This window comes from Streptomyces sp. NPDC041970, assembly GCF_055588985.1.
The window spans coordinates 1-19,037 of the sequence record NZ_JBVJCD010000086.1; the positions used below are offsets into that span (position 1 = coordinate 1).

A 19,037-nucleotide genomic window follows, 5' to 3' on the forward strand; every position below is an offset into this window, starting at 1 on the left:
CCCCCCCCCCCCCCCCCCCCCCCCCCCCCCCCCCCCCCCCCCCCCCCCCCCCCCCCCCCCCCCCCCCCCCCCCCCCCCCCCCCCCCCCCCCGGCGCGGTCGGCGTACGGTGCGGGAACCGGTGGGGGTCGCTGCGCGTACTCTGGGTAGTACAAGGACTGTCCCCAGCGCGGCGCAGGCGTCCGAGACCTCCCCGCCCGGTGAGCGATTCACCGGCGGAGGGCGGGCCGGAGCGGCGCCCCTGGGAGGCCACCCGTATTTCGTGGGCGGTGCGCCACCGCGCCCGCCCCGCACCGAGGAGAAGAACCACTGGGCAAGCGACAGCCCGAAGGCCCGCCGCCCGCACCGGCAGTGCAGCGCATCCGCCTGCGCTACACCAAGCGCGGCCGCCTCCGGTTCACCAGCCACCGTGACTTCCAGCGGGCCTTCGAGCGGGCACTGCGCCGCTCCGAGGTGCCGATGGCGTACTCGGCGGGTTTCACCCCGCACCCCAAGGTCAGCTACGCCAATGCCGCACCCACCGGCACGGGCAGCGAGGCCGAGTTCCTGGAGATCGCGCTCACCGAGCCGCGCGACCCCGACGTCCTGCGCGAACTGCTCGACGCGTCGCTGCCGGACGGCCTCGACATCATCGACGCCGTGGAGGCCCGCACCTCGGGCCTGGCGGACCGGCTGACCGCCTCCGTCTGGGAGATGCGCCTGGACGGCGTTGACCCGAAGGAGGCGCACGCGGCCGTGGCCGCCTTCAACGCCGCCGAGACCGTCGAGGTCCAGCGCAAGGCGAAGAACGGCATCCGCACCTTCGACGCCCGCGCCGCCGTCGCCGACCTGCGGGCCCTCGACGCACCGGCCGATAGGCCGGGCGAGCGGCCCTGTGCGATACTGCGCCTGGTCGTTCGGCACGTGACACCCGCCGTGCGACCCGACGACGTCCTGTCCGGCCTCCGCGTCGCGGCCGACCTGGCGCCGCCGGTCGCCGCAGCGGTGACCAGGCTGGCGCAGGGGCTCTTCGACGAGGAGACCGGCACGGTGACCGACCCGCTCGCGCCCGACCGCGAGGCCGCCCCGACCGCGCATCCCGCGGTCGTCGGGGCAGCCGTCGCGACGGCGCCGGAAGGCGCGGGTTCCGCGTGACGCGGTCGTCGTAGCGCAGCCCTCCGACTCGGGAGCCACCTGGGTCGGGCCGCGCACTGACCCACAAGACTTTCGCCAGGCCGTACGCACACCGCATACGGAACCGGCGAGCCAGACATCAGCTCCCGTGCGGCGCCCGCGCCCCGGACGGCGGTACCGCACCACCGCGGACCGTGCCGGACCGGAATCAGACGCGGCGCCCGGGAGCGTGACGGGAGAACCGCCCGCATGACTCAGCCGAACGAACCCGGCACGACCGGGAACAACGAAGAGAACACCCCCGGCGACAAGCTGCCGCCGCGCCGCCGTCGCCGCGCCGCCTCCCGCCCGGCGGGCCCGCCCGGCGCCGTGGTGGCGCCCGTCGAGGACGTCACGCCGGCCATACCGGCCGCCGAGTCCGCCGACCCGGCCGGACAGGACACGCCCGAAGAGGCGCCCGCCGAGACGGCCCCGCCCGTCCGTGCGCGCCGCCGCGCCGTGCGCAAGGCCACCGCGCCCGCAGGCGCCCCGCAGACGGCCGAGCCGACCGTGAGCGCCGAGGAGCCCGCCGTGGCCGAGGTCCCCGAGCAGCCCGCCGCCGAGGAGGAGCCCGCCGCGCCCGCGCCGCGTGCCCGCCGCCGCGCCGTCCGCAAGGCGACCGCCCCGGCCGGTGCGCCGCAGACCCCCGAGGCGGCCGCGGCCCCGGCGGAGCCGGTCTCCGAGGCCGAGCCGGTCGCCGAGGCCGAGGCCGAGGCCCAGGAGGAGGCCGCCGTCGAGGAGGCCCCCGCCCCGCGCCGCCGCCGCGCCACCCGCAAGGCCACCGCCCCCGCCGGCGCCCCGCAGAGCGCCGAGGCCGCCGTCGTGGTCGAGCCGGCCCCGGCCGCCGAGCCGGAGCCCGAGGCCCCGGCCGCCGCGCCCGCCGCCGAGGCCCCCCGCGGCCGCACCCGCCGCCGCGCTTCGGCCCCCGCCGGCGCCCCGCAGGCCACCGCGCCCACCGCCGAGCCGGCCGCCGCGCCGGTCCCGGCGGCGGAGCCCGCAGCCCTGGCTGCGGAGCCCGTCGAGGAGGCCCCGGCCCCGCGCCGCCGCCGTGCCGTCCGCAAGGCCACCGCCCCCGCCGGCGCCCCGCAGGGCGCCGAGGCGGTCGAGAGCGCCGAGCAGCCCGCCGCGGCTCCGGCCGCGGCCGACGAGCCGGCCCCCGCCGCCGACGAGGCCCCGGCCGAGGAGGCCGCTCCGCGCGGACGCCAGCGCCGCCGGGCCACCTCCGCCGGCCGCCCCGAGTTCACCGCGACGGCCGAGGAGCCCGCCCGCAAGGGCCGCCGGGCGACCCGGCCCGCCGTCGCCGTCTTCCAGGCCCCGGTCTTCGCCGAGCCGATGTTCCAGACCCCCGAGACGGCGGCCGCCGCCGCTGCCGCGGCCGGTTCGACCGCGCCGTACGACGAGGCCGACGAGGTCGAGGAGCAGCGGACCGCCGAGGTCGAGCAGGCCCCGGAGCCCGCCGAGGCCGCGCCGCAGGGCGGCTCGCGCCGTCGCCGCCGCCGTCGCGGGGAGGCCGCCGAGGCCGAGCAGGCCGCCGAGCCCGCCGCCCCGGTCGAGGAGCCCGCCGAGCCGCGGACCGCCGACGCCGACCACGAGGCGGACGCCGAGCACGACGGCGAGCACGAGGGCGAGGACGCCGACGAGTACGGCGACCGCCCCTCGCGCCGCCGCCGCCGAGGCGGCCGTCGCCGCCGCCGGGGCGAGGCCAACGACTTCGACGAGGCCGAGCACCACGGCGAGGACGCCCGTACCTCCCGCGCCGAGGAGGCCCCCTCCGACGACGAGCCGATCCGGCTCCCGGAGAGCGAGGAGAGCGACGAGGACGACGACTCCTCCGCCGGGTCGAGCAGCAGCCGGCGTCGCCGCCGCCGCCGTCGCCGCAGCGGTGACGCCGCCGCCGAGGCCGACCACGGCCAGGACGACCCGGAGCGTACGGTCGTCAAGGTGCGCGAGCCCCGCAAGAAGGAGGAGCGCGAGCCGGGCACCGGCTTCGACGAGGTCCAGTCCATCAAGGGCTCGACGCGTATGGAGGCCAAGAAGCAGCGCCGCCGCGAGGGCCGCGAGCAGGGCCGCCGCCGCGTCCCGATCATCACCGAGTCGGAGTTCCTGGCGCGCCGCGAGGCCGTCGAGCGCGTGATGGTCGTCCGCCAGAACGGCGAGCGCACCCAGATCGGCGTCCTCGAGGACAACGTGCTCGTCGAGCACTACGTCAACAAGGAGCAGGCCACCAGCTACGTCGGCAACGTCTACCTGGGCAAGGTCCAGAACGTCCTGCCGTCCATGGAGGCCGCGTTCGTCGACATCGGCAAGGGCCGCAACGCCGTCCTGTACGCCGGCGAGGTCAACTTCGAGGCGCTCGGCATGGCCCACGGGCCGCGCCGCATCGAGACCGCGCTCAAGTCGGGGCAGTCGGTCCTGGTCCAGGTGACCAAGGACCCGATCGGCCACAAGGGCGCCCGCCTGACCAGCCAGGTCTCGCTGCCCGGCCGCTACCTCGTCTACGTGCCCGAGGGCTCGATGACCGGGATCAGCCGCAAGCTCCCCGACACCGAGCGCTCCCGGCTCAAGAGCATCCTCAAGAAGATCGTCCCCGAGGACGCGGGCGTCATCGTGCGCACCGCCGCCGAGGGCGCGAGCGAGGACGAGCTGCGCCGCGACGTCGAGCGGCTCCAGCAGCAGTGGGAGGACATCCAGAAGAAGGCCAAGGGCACCAGCGGCTCCAACGCGCCGACCCTGCTCTACGGCGAGCCGGACATGACCGTCCGGGTCGTCCGCGACATCTTCAACGAGGACTTCACCAAGGTCATCGTCAGCGGCGACGAGGCGTGGGAGACCATCCACGGCTACGTCTCGCACGTCGCGCCCGACCTGACGGAGCGGCTCTCGCGCTGGACCTCCGAGGTCGACGTCTTCGCGACGTACCGCATCGACGAGCAGTTGATGAAGGCGCTGGACCGCAAGGTCTACCTGCCCAGCGGCGGCTCGCTGGTGATCGACAAGACCGAGGCGATGGTCGTCGTCGACGTCAACACCGGCAAGTTCACCGGCCAGGGCGGCAACCTGGAGGAGACCGTCACCAGGAACAACCTGGAGGCGGCCGAGGAGATCGTGCGCCAGTTGCGGCTGCGCGACCTCGGCGGCATCGTCGTCATCGACTTCATCGACATGGTGCTGGAGTCCAACCGGGACCTGGTGCTGCGGCGCCTGCTGGAGTGCCTGGGCCGCGACCGCACCAAGCACCAGGTCGCCGAGGTCACCTCGCTGGGCCTGGTGCAGATGACCCGCAAGCGGGTGGGCCAGGGGCTGCTGGAGTCCTTCTCCGAGACCTGCGTCCACTGCAACGGCCGCGGCGTCATCGTCCACATGGAGCAGCCGACCTCGGTCGGCGGCGGTGGCGGCGGCAAGCGCGCCAAGAAGCGCGGGCGCGGCGGGGCGGGCCAGGACCACGAGCACGGTCACGAGCACGCCCACGACCAGGACCACGACCACGATCACGACGAGCCGGCGGAGTCGGAGGCCGAACTGGCCGCCGAGGTCGCCGCCCCGGTGGCCGTGGAGCCGGAGGTCGCCGTCGACGAGGAGTTCTACAGCAGCCCCGCCGAGGCGGAGGCGGCCGCCACGCGCGGCCGCGGCCGCCGCCGGGCCTCCCGCAAGGCGTCGGCCCCGGCCGGCGCGCCGAGGGCCGAGGCGCCCGCGGAGGTCGTCGAGGCCACCGAGGTCGTCGAGGCCCCCGAGCCGGTCGCCGAGACCCCGGTCGCGGAGGCCGCCGAGGCCCCGGTCGACGCCGCGCCCCAGGGGCGTACGCGCCGTCGGGCCACCCGCAAGGCGTCCGCCCCGGCGGGTGTGCCGCAGCAGGCCGAGACGCCGGAGCCGGTCCAGCCGGCCGAGCCCGCCGCGGACCCGGTCGCGACCGAGGACCCGGTCGTCGAGGCGCCCGCCGAGACGCCCGTGCCCGAGACGCCGGCCGCCGAACCGGTCGGGGCCCCCGAGGCCGAGGCCCCGCAGGAGGCGGCCCCGCCGCGCGCCCGTCGCCGGGCGACCCGCAAGGCCACCGCTCCGGCGGGCTCGCCCTCCGGGTCGAGCGAGGCGGCGATCGTCGTGGTCCCGTCGACCCCGGAGGCGAAGGCCCCCGAGGCGCAGGCCCCGGAGGCGGACGCCACTGAGGCGAAGGCCCCCGCGTCCGAGGCCCCCGAGTCCGGCACGCCGGACTCCGAGGGCGCGGCGGACGCCGAGGCCGCTCCGGCGAAGAAGACGGCCCGCAAGGCCGCCGCCAAGAAGGCCCCGGCGAAGAAGGCGGTGGCCAAGAAGACCGCCGCCAAGAAGACCGCCGCGAAGAAGACGACGGCCAAGACGGCGGCGAAGACGACGAAGACGACCGCGAAGAAGACGGCGAAGAAGACCGCCGCCGCCGACCAGTCGTCACCGTCCGTCACCGCCACCCCGTCCTCCGCCGAGGACGGGCCGGCGGCCGGCTGACGCTTTCGTCACCGGTCGTCCACCGGCGGATGCCCCGCTCCCGGTCAGGGAGCGGGGCATCCGCTTTGTTTCACAACTGATGCAGGCGCGGGTTAACAAGCCCGAAAGGGGTTGAGAAATCCCTGATAATGTGACGACGGTTGCCATGTCTCGGAGCGTTTCTCACGAAGGCTACGGTTGGTGACAGGGCCCGGCGGCGACAGAGGCCGGGCCGGATTCCTCGGCAGGGCGTCGGCACAGCGCCGGTGGGGTTACGCGTGACCTCGTGAGACGTCCCGCACCCCAGAGCTCTGCCTGGTAACGAGCTCTTGCGGTGTTCAAGGAGGACGTCCATGACGAGCATCAACGAGCAGCCGATTCCTGCTGCCCGTCCGGTCATCGGGGAAGACGAGATCGAGGCCGCGGTACGCGTGCTGCGCAGCGGTCGCGTCGTACAGGGACCGGAGGTCGCGGCCTTCGAGGACGGCTTCTCGCGCCTGGTCGACGGCCGCCACTGCGTCGCCGTGAACTCGGGCACCTCGGCTCTCCACCTGCTGCTGCTCGGCCTCGGCATCGGCCCCGGGGACGAGGTGATCGTCCCCTCCTTCTCCTTCGCGGCCTCCGCCAACGCGGTCCGCCTCGTCGGCGCCGACGTCGTGTTCGCCGACATCGAGCCGGGCAGCTTCAACCTCGACCCGGCCGCGGTCGAAGCCGCGATCACGCCGCGCACGGCCGCGATCATGCCCGTGCACCTCTACGGCCACCCGGCCGCGATGGACCGGATCATGCCCATCGCCGAGCGGCACAAGCTCGCCGTGGTCGAGGACGCCTGCCAGGCGCACGCCGCGGCGCTGAACGGAACCCCGGTCGGCGCGTTCGGCGCGGGCGGCACCTTCAGCTTCTACCCGACCAAGAACATGCACTCCCTCGAAGGCGGCATGGTCACCACGGCCGACGCCGGACTGGCCCGCACCCTGCGCCTGCTGCGCAACCAGGGCATGGAGCAGCGGTACGCCAACGAGATCGTCGGCGCCAACATGCGGATGACCGACGTGTCCGCCGCCGTCGGCCGCGTACAGCTCGGCAAGGTCGAGGGCTGGACCGAGCAGCGCCGCGCCAACGCCGCGTACCTCGACGCGCACATCACCGCCCCGGCGGTCACCACGCCGCCGGTCGCCGAGGGCGCCCGCCACGTCTACCACCAGTACACCGTGCGGATCAGCGGAGACCGGGACGCCGCGATGGCGAAGCTGACCGAGGCGGGCATCGGCAACGCGGTCTACTACCCGACGCCGATCCACCGGCTCAAGCCCTACTGGGAGCCGGACCAGAAGGCCGGCCGCACCTGGGACCTGCCCGAGACCGAGCGGGCCGCCGCCGAGGTCGTCTCGCTGCCCGTCCACCCGTCGCTCACGCCGGGCGACCTGGAGCGGATCGTCGCCGCCGTGAACGCCCTGGGGGAGAACCTGTGAGCGCCGTACTGAAGGCCGGGCTCGTCGGCCTGGGCTCCATGGGCCGCCACCACGCCCGCGTCCTCGCCGGACTGGACGGCGTCGAACTGGTCGGCGTCGTCGACCCCATGGGCGACAAGAACGGCTGGGCCCAGGGCGCCCCCGTCCTGTCCACCGTCGAGGAGCTCATCGCCCTCGGCGTCGACTACGCCGTCGTGGCCTGCCCGACCGCGCTCCACGAGGAGGTCGGCCTCCAGCTCGCCGACGCCGGCGTCAGCGCCCTGATCGAGAAGCCGCTCGCGGACACCGTCGCGGGCGCCCGCCGCCTCGTCGAGGCCTTCGAGTCGCGCGGCCTGGTGGCCGGCGTCGGCCACATCGAGCGCTGCAACCCGGCCCTGCTCTCGCTGCGGGCCCGCCTGGAGGCCGGCGAGCTGGGCGACGTCTACCAGGTCGTCACCCGCCGCCAGGGCCCCTTCCCGCACCGGATCGCGGACGTCGGCGTGGTCAAGGACCTGGCCACCCACGACATCGACCTGACGGGCTGGGTCACCGGCCAGGACTACACCTCGATCGCGGCCCACACCGTCTCGAAGTCCGGCCGCCCGCACGAGGACATGGTCTCCGCCGTGGGCCAGCTCTCCGACGGCACGATGGTCAACCACCTGGTCAACTGGCTGAGCCCGCTCAAGGAGCGGTTCACCTCGGTCACCGGCGAGCGCGGCTGCTTCATCGCCGACACGCTCACCGCCGACCTCACGTTCCATTCCAACGCCGCCGTCGCCACCGAATGGGAGGCCCTGCGCGCGTTCCGCGGGGTCTCCGAGGGCGACATGGTCCGCTACGCCATCCCCAAGCGCGAGCCGCTCCTTGTCGAGCACGAGCTCTTCCGCGACGCTGTTCGGGGCGAGCCGTCCGACATCTGCACCCTCCGCCAGGGGCTTCGTACGGTGCAGGTGGCCGCCGCGGTCATCGAGTCGGCGACGCGGGGCGTGACCGTACGGCCGGAAGCCATCAGCACCACCGCCTGAGACTCGGCACGACAGGCCGATCGCCGGTGACATGGTGTGCCGCCGACGCTCCGGCAGGGGCGGGCCCTCGGGTCCGCCCCGTCCGGATCCGCCTGTCTTCACTGGAGGAAGCACGTAATGGAATCCCCTGCCCGCCGCCCGCGGCTCGCAGTGATCGTCGCGAACGGTGTCACGGGCGACTCCCGTGTGCAGAAGACGGCTGTGGCCGCGGCACGGGACGGTTGGGACGTCACGCTGATCGGGAGGAGCGCCACCAAGCGGGTCGAGCGCTCCCGCATGGGCCCGATCGAGGTGATCAAGGTGCCCGTCGCCCAGGAGTTCAAGCGCTCGGTCAACGCGCGCAAGGCCCATCCGCTGCGCAGCACCGTGACGCAGTTCGGTATACGGGACCGGAGCGGGCTGAACCGGTACCAGGCCGCCTACCGCGCCTGGGTCCGGCAGAAGTCCGCGGAGTCGGTCTGGGCGAAGAAGCCCCGCAAGGTGACGCTGAAGAGCGTGCTGCGGGCCCGCCGCGTGCTCCACCAGCTCCGCGTGCGCGCGTTCACCTGGGAGGAGCGGCGCGGGGCGGCGCCCAAGGACCCCGCTCCGGTCCGCGACTGGAGCCGGGACTGGCCGCAGCTCGTCGACATCGACCTGGCCTTCGGCCCGGTGCTGGAGAAGCTGCGGCCGGACGTCATCCACGCCAACGACGCCACCACGATCGTCACCGCCGCCCGCAGCGCGGCCCGGCTGCGGGCGGCCGGGCACCGCTGCGTCTGGATCTACGACGCCCACGAGTACGTCCGGGGCGTCGAATGGCCCAACCGCCGGCAGGCCTACGCCTTCCCGGCGGCCGAGGCCGAGTTCATCGGCCGCGCCGACGCCGTGGTCACGGTCTCCAGCCAGCTCGCCGAACTGCTCACCACCGACCACGCGCTCTCCCGTCCGCCGCTCGTGGTGGGCAACTCACCGGTGCGCGAGGTGATCGGCGCGGGCGGCTCCGGGCGGTCCGTGCGCGAGTCCTGCGGGCTGGCCCCCGACGTGCCGCTGATGGTCTACTCCGGCTGGCTCGGCCCCGAGCGCGGCGTGGACGCCGTCATCGACGGGCTCCCCGAGCTGCCCGGCGTGCACCTGGCGATCGTCTCCAGCCGGGTCACCCCGCTGCTGGAGGAGCTGCTGGAGACGGCCCGGTCGCTCGGCGTGCGCGACCGCGTCCACCTGGTGCCGTACGTGCCCCAGCACGAGGTCGCCGACTACCTCTCCTCCGCGGACGTCGGCCTCACCCCGTTCCGCCGGGTCCCCAACTGCGAGGTCTCCCTGCCGACGAAGGTGGCCGAGTACCTGCAGGCCGGGCTCCCGCTGGTCACCAGCGACGTGCGGGTCATCAAGGCCTACGTCGAGGAGAAGGGGCTCGGCACGGTCTTCACCTGGGACGACCCGAGGACCTTCGTGGCCGCCGCGCGCAAGGCGCTGAGCGGTCGCCGGGAGCTGGCCGAGCACATCACCGAGGACGTCCTCAAGGACCTCTCCTGGGAGGAGCAGAGCGCCGGCCTGCTGGAGCTCTACCGCTCGCTGTCGAAGAAGACGCCGCCCGGCCCGCGCACGGACGTGCCGTGGACCGTGCAGGAGACCCCCGGCCCCCCCCGTCCGGTGAAGGCGTCCGCCGACGGCGCCGCACCGACCTGGCGGAAGCTCGGGGCGACGCGGGTCAAGCTCGGCCTCGGCCCCGCCAACTACGCCGGGCAGGCCGCGGCGTTCGCCCAGGCGGTCACCCGTACCCACTCGGACGTCTCGGTCGAAGTGGTCATGAACCAGCTTCCCCAGTCGTTCGACTACCCGGCCGACGTCTACGTCGACGCCGCGAGCCTCACCGAGCTCGACGTGCAACTGGAGCAGGTCAAGCGGGTCATCGGCCGCTACACGCATGTGCTGGTGGACGCGTTCCAGCCGCTTTTCGGCCGGCTCAACGGCGACTCGATCGAGGGCGATCTCGCGGCGCTGCGCAAGGCCCGGATCAAGGTGGGCCTGCTGGCCCACGGCAGTGAGATCCGGGACCCCGCCCGCCACCTGGAGCGCCACGCGTTCTCGCTGTTCCGCGACGCCCCCGAGGGGATCGCGGAGAAGCTGCGGGCGAAGGCCCGCACCAACGCCCAGATCGCCGAGCGGAGCGGGCTGCCCCTCTTCGTCACCACGCCCGACCTGCTCGAGGACCTGCCGACCGCGCAGTGGGCGCCGCTGGTCGTCGACGTGGCCTCCTGGGCCAGTGACCGGCCGGTGATGGAGCGCGAGCGGCCCATCGTGCTGCACGCCCCCTCCAAGCGGTGGACCAAGGGCACCGACCGGATCATGCCGGTGCTGACGGAGCTCCACGACGCCGGTGTGATCGACTTCCGGCTCGCCGAGGGGATCCCCTGGAGCGAGATGCGGGAGCTGGTCAAGTCGGCGGACCTGGTCCTGGACCAGTTCACCACCGGCAGTTACGGCACCTTCGCGGTGGAGGCGATGGCGGCGGGCAAGCCCGTGGTCGGCTACATCAGCGAGACGGTGAGGAGGGCCACGCAAGGAGGGCTGCCCATCGTCAACGCCACTCCCGACACCCTGCGGGAGGTGTTGGACGCCCTGCTGGCGGACCGGGAGGGCACGGCCGCCGTCGGGCGTGCGTCGGTCGAGTTCGCCCACACCTACCATGACGGAGCCTGGACCGCCCAGGTGCTGGGTGGATTCCTGAAGTGACCGGTCCAGAAAGGCTGTCGATGGAAGCGCAGGACATGTCGGACGGCGGACCCGGCAGGGGCCGGGTCGTCATGCTGGTCGACAACAAGGTCGAGGGCGACTCGCGGGTCCAGAAGGCCGCGGAGTCGATGGCCGCGGCCGGCTGGGACGTGACCCTCCTCGGCCTGGTGCGCAGCGGCAACGGGCGGAGCTGGAAGCTCGGGGACGCGCAGGTGCGGCTGCTGCCGCTGAAGACCCCCCTGGCCAAGCGGCACGCCGAGCGGCACCGCTCCCTGCTGCGCCGCCCGCTGGCCTACCCGCCGGGCCCCCTCGGGGCCTATCGGCGGCAGTGGGTGAAGGCGTGGCGGGCGGACGTCATGACCCGGCGCGCCGCGCTCAAGGTCGCTCCGCAGGCCGTGGGCTCCCCGCTGTTCCGCCGGTGCGAGCGGGTCCGCCTGGTCGTCGCGGGGCCGGTCTCCCGGATCGTGCAGCGCTGGGTCGCCTTCCGCTCGAAGCAGACGGCCGAGGCGCAGCGCGCCGGGCGCGCGCTGCGGGGCCCGCTGGACCGCGCGTTCACCGCGTTCTGGAAGGCGGCCAAGGGCAGGAGGGCCTGGCGCAGGCTGGAACCCGTCCTGTGGGACTACGAGCTGACGTACGGCAAGGAGATCGACGCCCTCGAGCCCGACCTCATCCACGCGAACGACTTCCGGATGCTCGGGGTGGGCGCCCGCGCCGCGATACGGGCGCGGGCCAAGGGCCGCCAGGTCAAGCTGGTGTGGGACGCCCACGAGTTCCTGCCCGGCGTGCGCCCCTGGGAGGACAACGCCCACTGGATTCCGGGCAACACGGCGCACGAGAGCGAGTACGCCCCCTTCGCCGACGCCGTGGTCACCGTCTCCGAAGGGCTCGGCGACCTCCTGCGCGAGCGGCACGGCCTCACGGAACGGCCCACGGTCGTCCTCAACGCGCCGGACCGCCCGGTCGAGCCGCGCGAGGGCGAGGACGCCGAGCCCGATCTCCGTGAGCTGTGCGGCATCGGCCCCGACGTCCCGCTGGTCGTCTACAGCGGGTCGCCCGGCCCGCAGCGCGGCCTCGGCGACATGGTCGAGGCGCTGCCCGCGCTCGACGGGGTGCACATGGCCCTGGTCGTCCCCCGGCCCGCGGCCGCGTACATCCAGGGGCTCCGGGCGAGGGCCGAGGAGCTCGGCGCGGGGGACCGGCTGCACGTCGTGCCGTACGTCCCGCACTGGCAGGTGGTCCGCTTCCTGTCGGCCGCGGACGTGGGCTGCATCCCGATCCACCACTGGCCGAACCACGAGATCGCGCTGATCACCAAGTTCTTCGAGTACTCGCACGCCAGGCTGCCCCTGGTGGTCAGCGATGTGAAGACCATGTCCGAGGTGGTCCGCTCCACCGGGCAGGGCGAGGTCTGCGTCGCCGAGGACGTCCCGGACCTGGTCCGGGCGATCAAGGAGGTCCTCGCCGACCCGGACCGCTACACCGCGTCGTACGACAGGCCGGGGATGCTCGACACCTGGACCTGGGAGGCCCAGGCCGAGGTGCTGGACGGGCTGTACACCCGGCTGCTCTCCGGCGCGAAGAAGGCGGGCCCCCGCACATGACTGCCACCCCCGACGTCACCGTCGTCGTCGCGGTCTACAACACGATGCCGTACCTCACCGAGTGCCTGAACTCACTCGTGAAGCAGAGCATCGGACTCCGGCGGCTCCAGGTCGTCGCGGTCGACGACGGTTCGACCGACGACAGCGGCAAGGAGCTGGACCGCTTCGCGGAGCGGTACCCGGACGTGTTCACCGTGGTCCACCAGCCCAACTCCGGTGGCCCCGCCGCGCCGAGCAACCGCGCCCTCGCCCTGGCGACCGGCCGCTTCGTCTACTTCATCGGCTCCGACGACCACCTCGGCGAGGAAGCGCTGGAGCGCATGGTCTCCTACGCCGACGCCCACGGGTCCGACGTCGTGGTCGGCAAGATGGTCGGCACCAACGGCCGCTACGTCCACCAGAAGCTGTACACCGGGAACCAGCCCGAGGTCAGCCTGTACGACTCGGCGCTGCCCTTCACGCTGGCCAACACCAAGCTCTTCCGCCGGGAGCTGGTGGAGCGGCACGGCCTGCGCTTCCCCGAGGACATGCCGGTCGGCAGCGACCAGCCGTTCACCATCGAGGCGTGCGTCCGGGCCCGGAAGATCTCCGTGGTCTCCGACTACACCTGCTACTACGCGGTCAAGCGGGGCGACGCCAGCAACATCACCTACCGGGCGGACCACCTGGCCCGGCTGCGCTGCACCGCGCGCATCATGGAGCACGCGGCCGCGCTGATCCCCGCCGGCCCGCGGCGCGACGCCGTGCTGAAGCGGCACTTCGACTGGGAGCTGACCAAGCTCCTGCAGAACGACTTCCCCGCCCTCGACCGCGAGACCCGCCGCCGGGTGTGCGAGGGCGTCGGCGCGCTGGTGGACGCCTACTTCACCGACGGCCTGCGCGACGGCACCGGCGTCAAGCGCCGGGTGCGCTTCGGCCTCGCCCTGCGCGGCGCCGTCGACGAGCTGACCCGCGCCATCGCGGAGGAGGCCGAGCACGGAGCGCCGCCCTTCCTGCTGGAGGACGGCCGGGCCTTCGCGCTCCACCCCGGATTCCGGGAACCGGCCGTCGGCCTCGACGACCGGTACTACGAAGTGCTCGACGAGGGCGTGGCGGGCCGCCTCTCCGCCGGCACGCGCCTGGAGTCGGCCGCGTGGGAGCAGCACGGCGAGGACATCGCGCTCAGCGTCCAGGTGCGCCTGGGCGTGACCGGGGACGCGTCCTCGGCCGTGCTCGCCCTGGCCCGAGGCGCCATGCCGCCCAGCGCGGACAAGCCCGGCGCCCGCAAGCTCCGGGCGGACGCCCCGCGCCCGGAGGCCGCCGGCACGCTCACCACCGAGGCGGCGGCGGACGGCGGCACCCTGCTGACCGCCCGGATGCCGCTCGCGCGCGTCGACGCCAAGCGGGGGCTGCGCGCCTACGTGGACGTGGCGGGCTCCACGTACGAGGTCCCCGTCCCCGTCCGGGAGCAGCCGCTGCCGCTGGCGCGCCGCTGGGGGAGCACCGTGCCCTACCGGGTCGGGGCGAACGCGAACGCCAAGGGGCGGCTCGTGATCACGACGGCCCCGCTGTGGAAGCCGAGGCTCGGCGTGGGCGCACGGCTGCGCCGGGCGGCGTCCCGAGCGAAGGCGCTGCTGCGCCGCATGTTGTCCAGGTTGAAGAGGAAGTAACCCGATGAATATCTGTGTAGTAGCGCTCGGCAAGATCGGACTTCCGCTCGCCGTGCAGTTCGCCGCCAAGGGCCACAAGGTCATCGGCGCGGACGTCAACGAGAACGTCGTCGCACTCGTCAACGCGGCCACCGAGCCGTTCCCCGGCGAGCACGACCTCGACGTCAAGCTCAAGGAGACGGTCGGCGCCGGCCTGCTCTCCGCCACGACGGACACCACGGCCGCCGTCGCCGCGTCCGACGCCGTCGTGGTCGTCGTCCCGCTCTTCGTGGACGCCGAGGGCACCCCCGACTTCGGTTGGATGGACGCCGCCACCCGAGCCATCGCGGCGGGCCTGAAGCCCGGCACCCTGGTCAGCTACGAGACCACGCTGCCGGTCGGCACCACCCGCGACCGCTGGGCGCCGATGCTGGCCGAGGGCTCGGGCCTGACCCCCGGCGAGGACTTCCACCTGGTGTTCTCGCCGGAGCGGGTGCTCACCGGCCGGGTCTTCGCCGACCTGCGCCGCTACCCCAAGCTCGTCGGCGGCATCGACGAGGCCTCCTCGGCGCGCGGCGTCGCGTTCTACGAGGCCGTGCTGGACTTCGACGAGCGCGACGACCTGCCCCGGCCCAACGGCGTCTGGGACCTCGGCACGGCGGAGGCCTCCGAGCTGGCGAAGCTCGCCGAGACCACCTACCGCGACGTCAACATCGGCCTGGCCAACCAGTTCGCCCGGTTCGCCGACCGCAACGACATCGACGTCAAGAAGGTCATCGAGGCCTGCAACAGCCAGCCCTACAGCCACATCCACCAGCCCGGCATCGCGGTCGGCGGCCACTGCATCCCGATCTACCCGCGGATGTACCTGTGGAACGACCCGGAGGCGACCGTCGTGCGCTCGGCCCGCGAGGCCAACGCGGCGATGCCCGCGTACGCCGTCGACCTGCTGGCCGCCGCCTACGGCGACCTGGACGGCGTCGGGGTCCTGGTGCTGGGCGCGGCCTACCGCGGCGGCGTCAAGGAGACCGCGTTCTCCGGCGTCTTCGGCGTCGTCGAGGCCCTGAAGGCGCGCGGCGCGGTGCCGTTCGTCTCGGACCCGATGTACACCGCCGATGAGCTGACCGCCCTCGGCCTCGTCCCGCACGAGAGCCAGGCCGTCACCGCCGCGATCCTCCAGGCCGACCACGCCGAGTACCGCGAGCTGTCCGCCGCCGACCTGCCGGCCGTCCGCGTCCTGGTCGACGGCCGCCGCACCACGGACCCGGCCAGGTGGGCGGGCGTACGGCGTGTGGTCATCGGCGGCTGACCCGCCGAGCGGCACCGAAGAGCCCCCCGCCGTCGTCCGGTCGGGGGGCTCTTCGTCGATGGGCCCGGTGGGGGTCGGTGCGGGCGAGGTCAGGGACCGGCCCGGTCGGGCTCCGGCTGGGCCTCGGGGCTCCGCCGGGCCGCCCGGTCCCGCTCCTCCCGCGCCAGCCGGCCCCGCAGCCAGCGCTGCGACGGCAGCTCGACCAGCCGGTGCAGCAGCCAGGCCGCCAGGATCATCAGCGCGACGGTGAGCAGCAGGGTCGGCCAGGCGCCCAGCCGGCCGTACACGCTGCGGATCACCGCCCAGCCCAGCTCCTCGTGCAGCAGGTAGAGGGGGTAGACCAGGGCTCCGGCGGTGGCGCACCAGCGCCACCCGAAACGGTCCAGCTTGTGCAGGGCGACCGCGAGCACCAGCAGGTAGAAGACGGTGACCAGCGCCAGCGCGATGTACGGGTCGCGGTCCATGCCCCGGTCGTGGCGGAGGCCGTCGGCGTGCTGGACCAGATCGCTCTGCATCACCAGCCAGCCGGCGGCCAGCAGCCCCCACGACTGGAGGTCCGGGCCGAAGCGGTACATCAAGTACATGGCGATCCCGCTGACGAACAGCGCCGTGTTCAGCGGCTGCGCGAAGATCCCGAGGATCGGCACCTGGTTCCCCGGCTGCTGCACGAGCACGCTCGCCAGGAGCCACAGCCAGCAGAAGACCGAGACGCGCCGGTAGTCGAGCCCTCGCCAGATCACCAGCAGGAAGATCAGGTAGAACGTGAGCTCGACCCAGAGGGTCCAGTAGGCGCCCACCAGGTGCTGGGCGGAGAGCGGGACCTGGAGCATCGTCAGGTTGGTCAGCGACTCGCTGACGCTGGGGCCGGTGCGCGACCCGTCGGGCATGGTCCGCCAGACGACGAAGGCGGCGAGCGCCGAGAACCAGTAGGCGGGGAAGAGCCGCAGGAAACGCGCCCGGACGAACTGCGCCGGACCGCGGTCCCATGCCGACATGCAGATGACGAAGCCGCTGATCAGGAAGAAGAGCTGGACCCCGTAGGAGCCGTACGAGGTCACGGGGAAGAGCCAGGGGAACAGCTCCTTGGGGTTCACCCCCCAGTTGGCTCGGGTCGCCGCGTCCACGCCGGTGAAGTGGAAGGCGAGGACGCTCAGCGCGGCCACCACCCGCAGGGCGTCCAGGGCGTACAGCCGCGGCGCGGCCGGGCGGGCGGGGCCGGGGCGGGCTTCCGCGGGCGCGGCCGACCCTCCGGGGGCCTGGACTTCGGTCTGACTCATGGGGCCTCGTTCGGCTTGCTCGGAGGAGGGGGCGGGGCGATCGCGGCGCCCCCGGCGGAGCGGCGCGGGCGCGACGGGCGGGCCGGGGCCCGCCCGAGGCGGTCGGTCCCGAGGGTTACGCGGCGCGCTCCCCGAGGACCCCGTCCTCCTCCACGTACAGGGCCCCGCTCTGCGGGCACTCCCACACCCCCGGCTCGTCCTCGCGGGCGACCAGGCGGACGCCGCTGCGGCCGACCCAGCCGATCCGCCGGGCCGGCACGCCGACGACCAGGGCGAAGTCCGGGACGTCCTTGGTGACGACGGCCCCGGCCGCGACCATCGCCCACCGGCCGATCCGCACCGGCGCGACGCAGACCGAGCGGGCGCCGAGCGAAGCGCCCTCGGCGACCTTCACGCCCACGGCCTCCCAGTCGCCGCCGCGCTTCTGCTTGCCGTCCGGGTCCACCGAGCGCGGGTTGTGGTCGTTGGTGAGGACCACCGCCGGGCCGACGAAGACGCCGTCGCCCAGCTCGGCGGGCTCGTAGACGAGGGCGTAGTTCTGCAGCTTCACGTTGTCGCCGATGCGGACGCCGGTGCCGACGTACGCGCCGCGGCCGACGACGCAGCCTTCTCCGAGCCTGGCCCCCTCGCGGATCTGCGCCAGCTCCCAGACGCTGGAGCCGGCTCCGATCTCAGCGGTCGCGTCGACCTGGGCGGTGGGCTGGACCCTGTAGTTCACGGCGTGCCTTTCGGAGAGCTGATGCGCCCGGAAAGCATAAGGGGGTCCGGCCCGCCGCCTCGCGTGCGGGACCAGGCCGCCGGAGGACGCCGCCGGTCCGGCGCCCCGGCCGCGGGCCGTACCGCCGGGGGGAAGTGCGGCGGCCCGGCGGCCGCACCCGTGTCGGTGGTGCGGGCGCCGGGCCTCGCGGGTCGAGGTCAGGGCCTCCCGTGCGGATCACGCCGGGCTGCGGGTCCGGTGCGTACGGCCGCCGCGTCGGCGTCGGTCGCCACCGCTCCGCGGCGGCTCCCTCCGCCTCGCGTCCGCACGCACCGGACCCCGCTGCGCTCCGGCCCGGACGCGGGACCCTAGGCGGAGGTGGACAGCTCGACGAGGACGTGGTCGCGGCCCTCGGGGTCGGCGGCCTCCCCGACGGCCTTCCACTCGTTCTTGGCCACGGAGATGTTCTGCTCCTTGGCGTCGGCGGTCAGCGTCACGTCGGTCTCGTGCGAGGCGCTGCCCTTGACGCCGTAGACCGAGGGGATCTCCACGCTGAGGAATCCGGTCGTGCCGGTGACGAGGAAGCACAGCCGGCCCTTGGTGCGGGAGTAGACCTCCAGGAGGTTGCCGCCCGCGGCGCAGTCCGCGAGGGTGATGTGCCCGTCGCCGCGCTTGAGCTTGATGCCCAGCTCCGCCTCGATCCTGCCCGCCTGCGGGTAGGCGAAGTCCTCGACGGCGTACGGGGGGAGCTCCTCGGCGACGGCCGCCGCGGTTCTGTCGTCGGCCTCGTCGGCGTGGGCCACGGTGACGACCGCGGCGATGCAGGCGGCCGCTGCCGCGCCCGTCGCTACCACACGGTGTGCGAGCTTCATGATGATGGCCTTTCCGTTCAATGGTCTGTTGAGGTGGTTCATCTTTCTTGCGCCCCGGCCTTCCCGAGAAGGTCCGCGTGACCGCGTTTCGGGAGGTCGGCGGCTCAAGCCTGCGCATTCATACACGAGTCGACGGACGAGTGTCATGCCCATCCCACGTGCTCCACGGCCCACCCGGCGCCCACCGCGGCCGCCGCCGGAAGCACCAGCAGCGCCGCTCCCAGCGCCGCCGGGAAGGGGCCGCGGGCCCGGACCGTACGGCGGACCGCGAACGCCTTCTCCAGCGCCGCGTCCGACCCCTTCGGCGACAGGGGCGTGAGCACGCCCACCGCCACGAGCGCCGCCTCGCGCCAGTGCAGACGCGCCTCGCCGCGCACCGGGAGCGTCCAGGACGACACCCAGCCGCGGAACGGCGCCAGCGCCAGCCCGGCGCCCCACAGGAAGCCCGCGCAGACGGCGAGGGCGACCGGCCACGGCGTGCGCGGGACCAGCCGCAGGGCCAGAGCCAGCACGACGGTCACCAGGAGCGGCGTCGCGGCGATCCACCGCTCCTCCCTCACCGGCAGCCAGCGCAGCAGCAGGCAGGTGAGGGCGAGTTCGGGCGCCAGCACCGCGAGCACCCACAGGGGGACGACCATCGAAAGCTCCTTCTCGGGGCGCCGGACGCGCCGCCGCGTGTCGGCGTCCGCCGTACGACGGCCGAGCGGGGACGGGGGGGTGGACCGGGGGGGGGGGGGGGGCCGGCCCCCCCCCCCCCCCCCGGGGGGGGCCCCCGACCCCCCGCCCAGTGCCATTGTGGGCCCATTCACCCCCGACTTCGGAGCCCCTCCCCCCACCCCCCCCCCCCCACCCGAAACCT

12 protein-coding genes are annotated in these 19,037 nt (G+C 74.2%); 8 read left to right on the forward strand and 4 right to left on the reverse strand.

Going from position 1 to position 19,037, the window contains the following annotated elements; all coding sequences use genetic code 11:
* The first annotated feature begins 350 nt into the window (after positions 1-350).
* The 8 genes from ACZ6EJ_RS26455 (at position 351) to ACZ6EJ_RS26490 (ending at position 15,332) form a co-directional block, all read left to right on the forward strand.
* Complete coding sequence (locus ACZ6EJ_RS26455) at positions 351-1,133, forward strand: TIGR03936 family radical SAM-associated protein (protein WP_469270587.1); 783 nt, start codon at positions 351-353, stop codon at positions 1,131-1,133.
* A 228-nt stretch (positions 1,134-1,361) separates the two neighbouring features.
* A complete protein-coding gene (locus ACZ6EJ_RS26460; protein WP_469270589.1) occupies positions 1,362-5,624 on the forward strand; it encodes an Rne/Rng family ribonuclease in 4,263 nt (1,420 codons plus the stop codon).
* A gap of 332 nt (positions 5,625-5,956) precedes the next feature.
* Entirely contained in the window at positions 5,957-7,075 is a 1,119-nt protein-coding gene (locus tag ACZ6EJ_RS26465) for a DegT/DnrJ/EryC1/StrS family aminotransferase (protein WP_469270591.1), read from the forward strand.
* Positions 7,072-8,082: a Gfo/Idh/MocA family protein gene (locus ACZ6EJ_RS26470; protein WP_469270592.1), complete on the forward strand. Its 1,011-nt coding sequence runs from the start codon at positions 7,072-7,074 to the stop codon at positions 8,080-8,082. Before ACZ6EJ_RS26465 ends, ACZ6EJ_RS26470 begins: the two co-directional genes overlap by 4 nt.
* 117 nt (positions 8,083-8,199) lie before the next feature.
* Positions 8,200-10,794, forward strand: coding sequence for a glycosyltransferase family 4 protein (locus tag ACZ6EJ_RS26475; RefSeq protein ID WP_469270594.1), 2,595 nt, complete (start codon positions 8,200-8,202; stop codon positions 10,792-10,794).
* Positions 10,791-12,395 (forward strand): glycosyltransferase family 4 protein, encoded by a 1,605-nt coding sequence (locus ACZ6EJ_RS26480; RefSeq protein ID WP_469270600.1) that lies wholly within the window; start codon positions 10,791-10,793, stop codon positions 12,393-12,395. Before ACZ6EJ_RS26475 ends, ACZ6EJ_RS26480 begins: the two co-directional genes overlap by 4 nt.
* On the forward strand, positions 12,392-14,044 hold the full coding sequence (locus ACZ6EJ_RS26485; RefSeq protein WP_469270606.1) for a glycosyltransferase family 2 protein: 1,653 nt from the start codon (positions 12,392-12,394) through the stop codon (positions 14,042-14,044). Before ACZ6EJ_RS26480 ends, ACZ6EJ_RS26485 begins: the two co-directional genes overlap by 4 nt.
* Before the next feature lie 4 nt (positions 14,045-14,048).
* A complete protein-coding gene (locus ACZ6EJ_RS26490; protein ID WP_469270608.1) occupies positions 14,049-15,332 on the forward strand; it encodes a nucleotide sugar dehydrogenase in 1,284 nt (427 codons plus the stop codon).
* Between the two features lie 89 nt (positions 15,333-15,421).
* Here the strand turns inward: ACZ6EJ_RS26490 and ACZ6EJ_RS26495 are convergent, their stop codons facing one another.
* From ACZ6EJ_RS26495 to ACZ6EJ_RS26510, 4 genes are all read right to left on the reverse strand, one after another.
* A complete protein-coding gene (locus ACZ6EJ_RS26495) occupies positions 15,422-16,609 on the reverse strand; it encodes an acyltransferase family protein (protein WP_469270609.1) in 1,188 nt (395 codons plus the stop codon).
* 115 nt (positions 16,610-16,724) lie between these two features.
* The gene (locus tag ACZ6EJ_RS26500) at positions 16,725-17,327 is read right to left on the reverse strand and encodes an acyltransferase (protein WP_469270610.1); all 603 of its coding nucleotides are present in this window, start codon (positions 17,325-17,327) and stop codon (positions 16,725-16,727) included.
* 347 nt (positions 17,328-17,674) lie between these two features.
* Positions 17,675-18,178 carry a hypothetical protein gene (locus ACZ6EJ_RS26505; RefSeq protein WP_469270612.1) on the reverse strand — a complete coding sequence of 168 codons (504 nt, stop codon included), beginning with the start codon at positions 18,176-18,178 and terminating at the stop codon, positions 17,675-17,677.
* A 143-nt stretch (positions 18,179-18,321) separates the two neighbouring features.
* Positions 18,322-18,816 (reverse strand): hypothetical protein, encoded by a 495-nt coding sequence (locus tag ACZ6EJ_RS26510; RefSeq protein WP_469270614.1) that lies wholly within the window; start codon positions 18,814-18,816, stop codon positions 18,322-18,324.
* Positions 18,817-19,037: the final 221 nt, after the last annotated feature.

Excerpts from the sequence above, each read along its gene's own strand:
- ACZ6EJ_RS26485 (WP_469270606.1), top strand. The coding sequence starts at position 12,392 with ATGACTGCCACCCCCGACGTCACCGTCGTCGTCGCGGTCTACAACACG.
- ACZ6EJ_RS26460 (WP_469270589.1), top strand. The coding sequence starts at position 1,362 with ATGACTCAGCCGAACGAACCCGGCACGACCGGGAACAACGAAGAGAAC.
- ACZ6EJ_RS26495 (WP_469270609.1), bottom strand. The coding sequence starts at position 16,609 with ATGAGTCAGACCGAAGTCCAGGCCCCCGGAGGGTCGGCCGCGCCCGCG.
- ACZ6EJ_RS26465 (WP_469270591.1), top strand. The coding sequence starts at position 5,957 with ATGACGAGCATCAACGAGCAGCCGATTCCTGCTGCCCGTCCGGTCATC.
- ACZ6EJ_RS26505 (WP_469270612.1), bottom strand. The coding sequence starts at position 18,178 with ATGAAGCTCGCACACCGTGTGGTAGCGACGGGCGCGGCAGCGGCCGCC.
- ACZ6EJ_RS26475 (WP_469270594.1), top strand. The coding sequence starts at position 8,200 with ATGGAATCCCCTGCCCGCCGCCCGCGGCTCGCAGTGATCGTCGCGAAC.
- ACZ6EJ_RS26510 (WP_469270614.1), bottom strand. The coding sequence starts at position 18,816 with ATGGTCGTCCCCCTGTGGGTGCTCGCGGTGCTGGCGCCCGAACTCGCC.
- ACZ6EJ_RS26490 (WP_469270608.1), top strand. The coding sequence starts at position 14,049 with ATGAATATCTGTGTAGTAGCGCTCGGCAAGATCGGACTTCCGCTCGCC.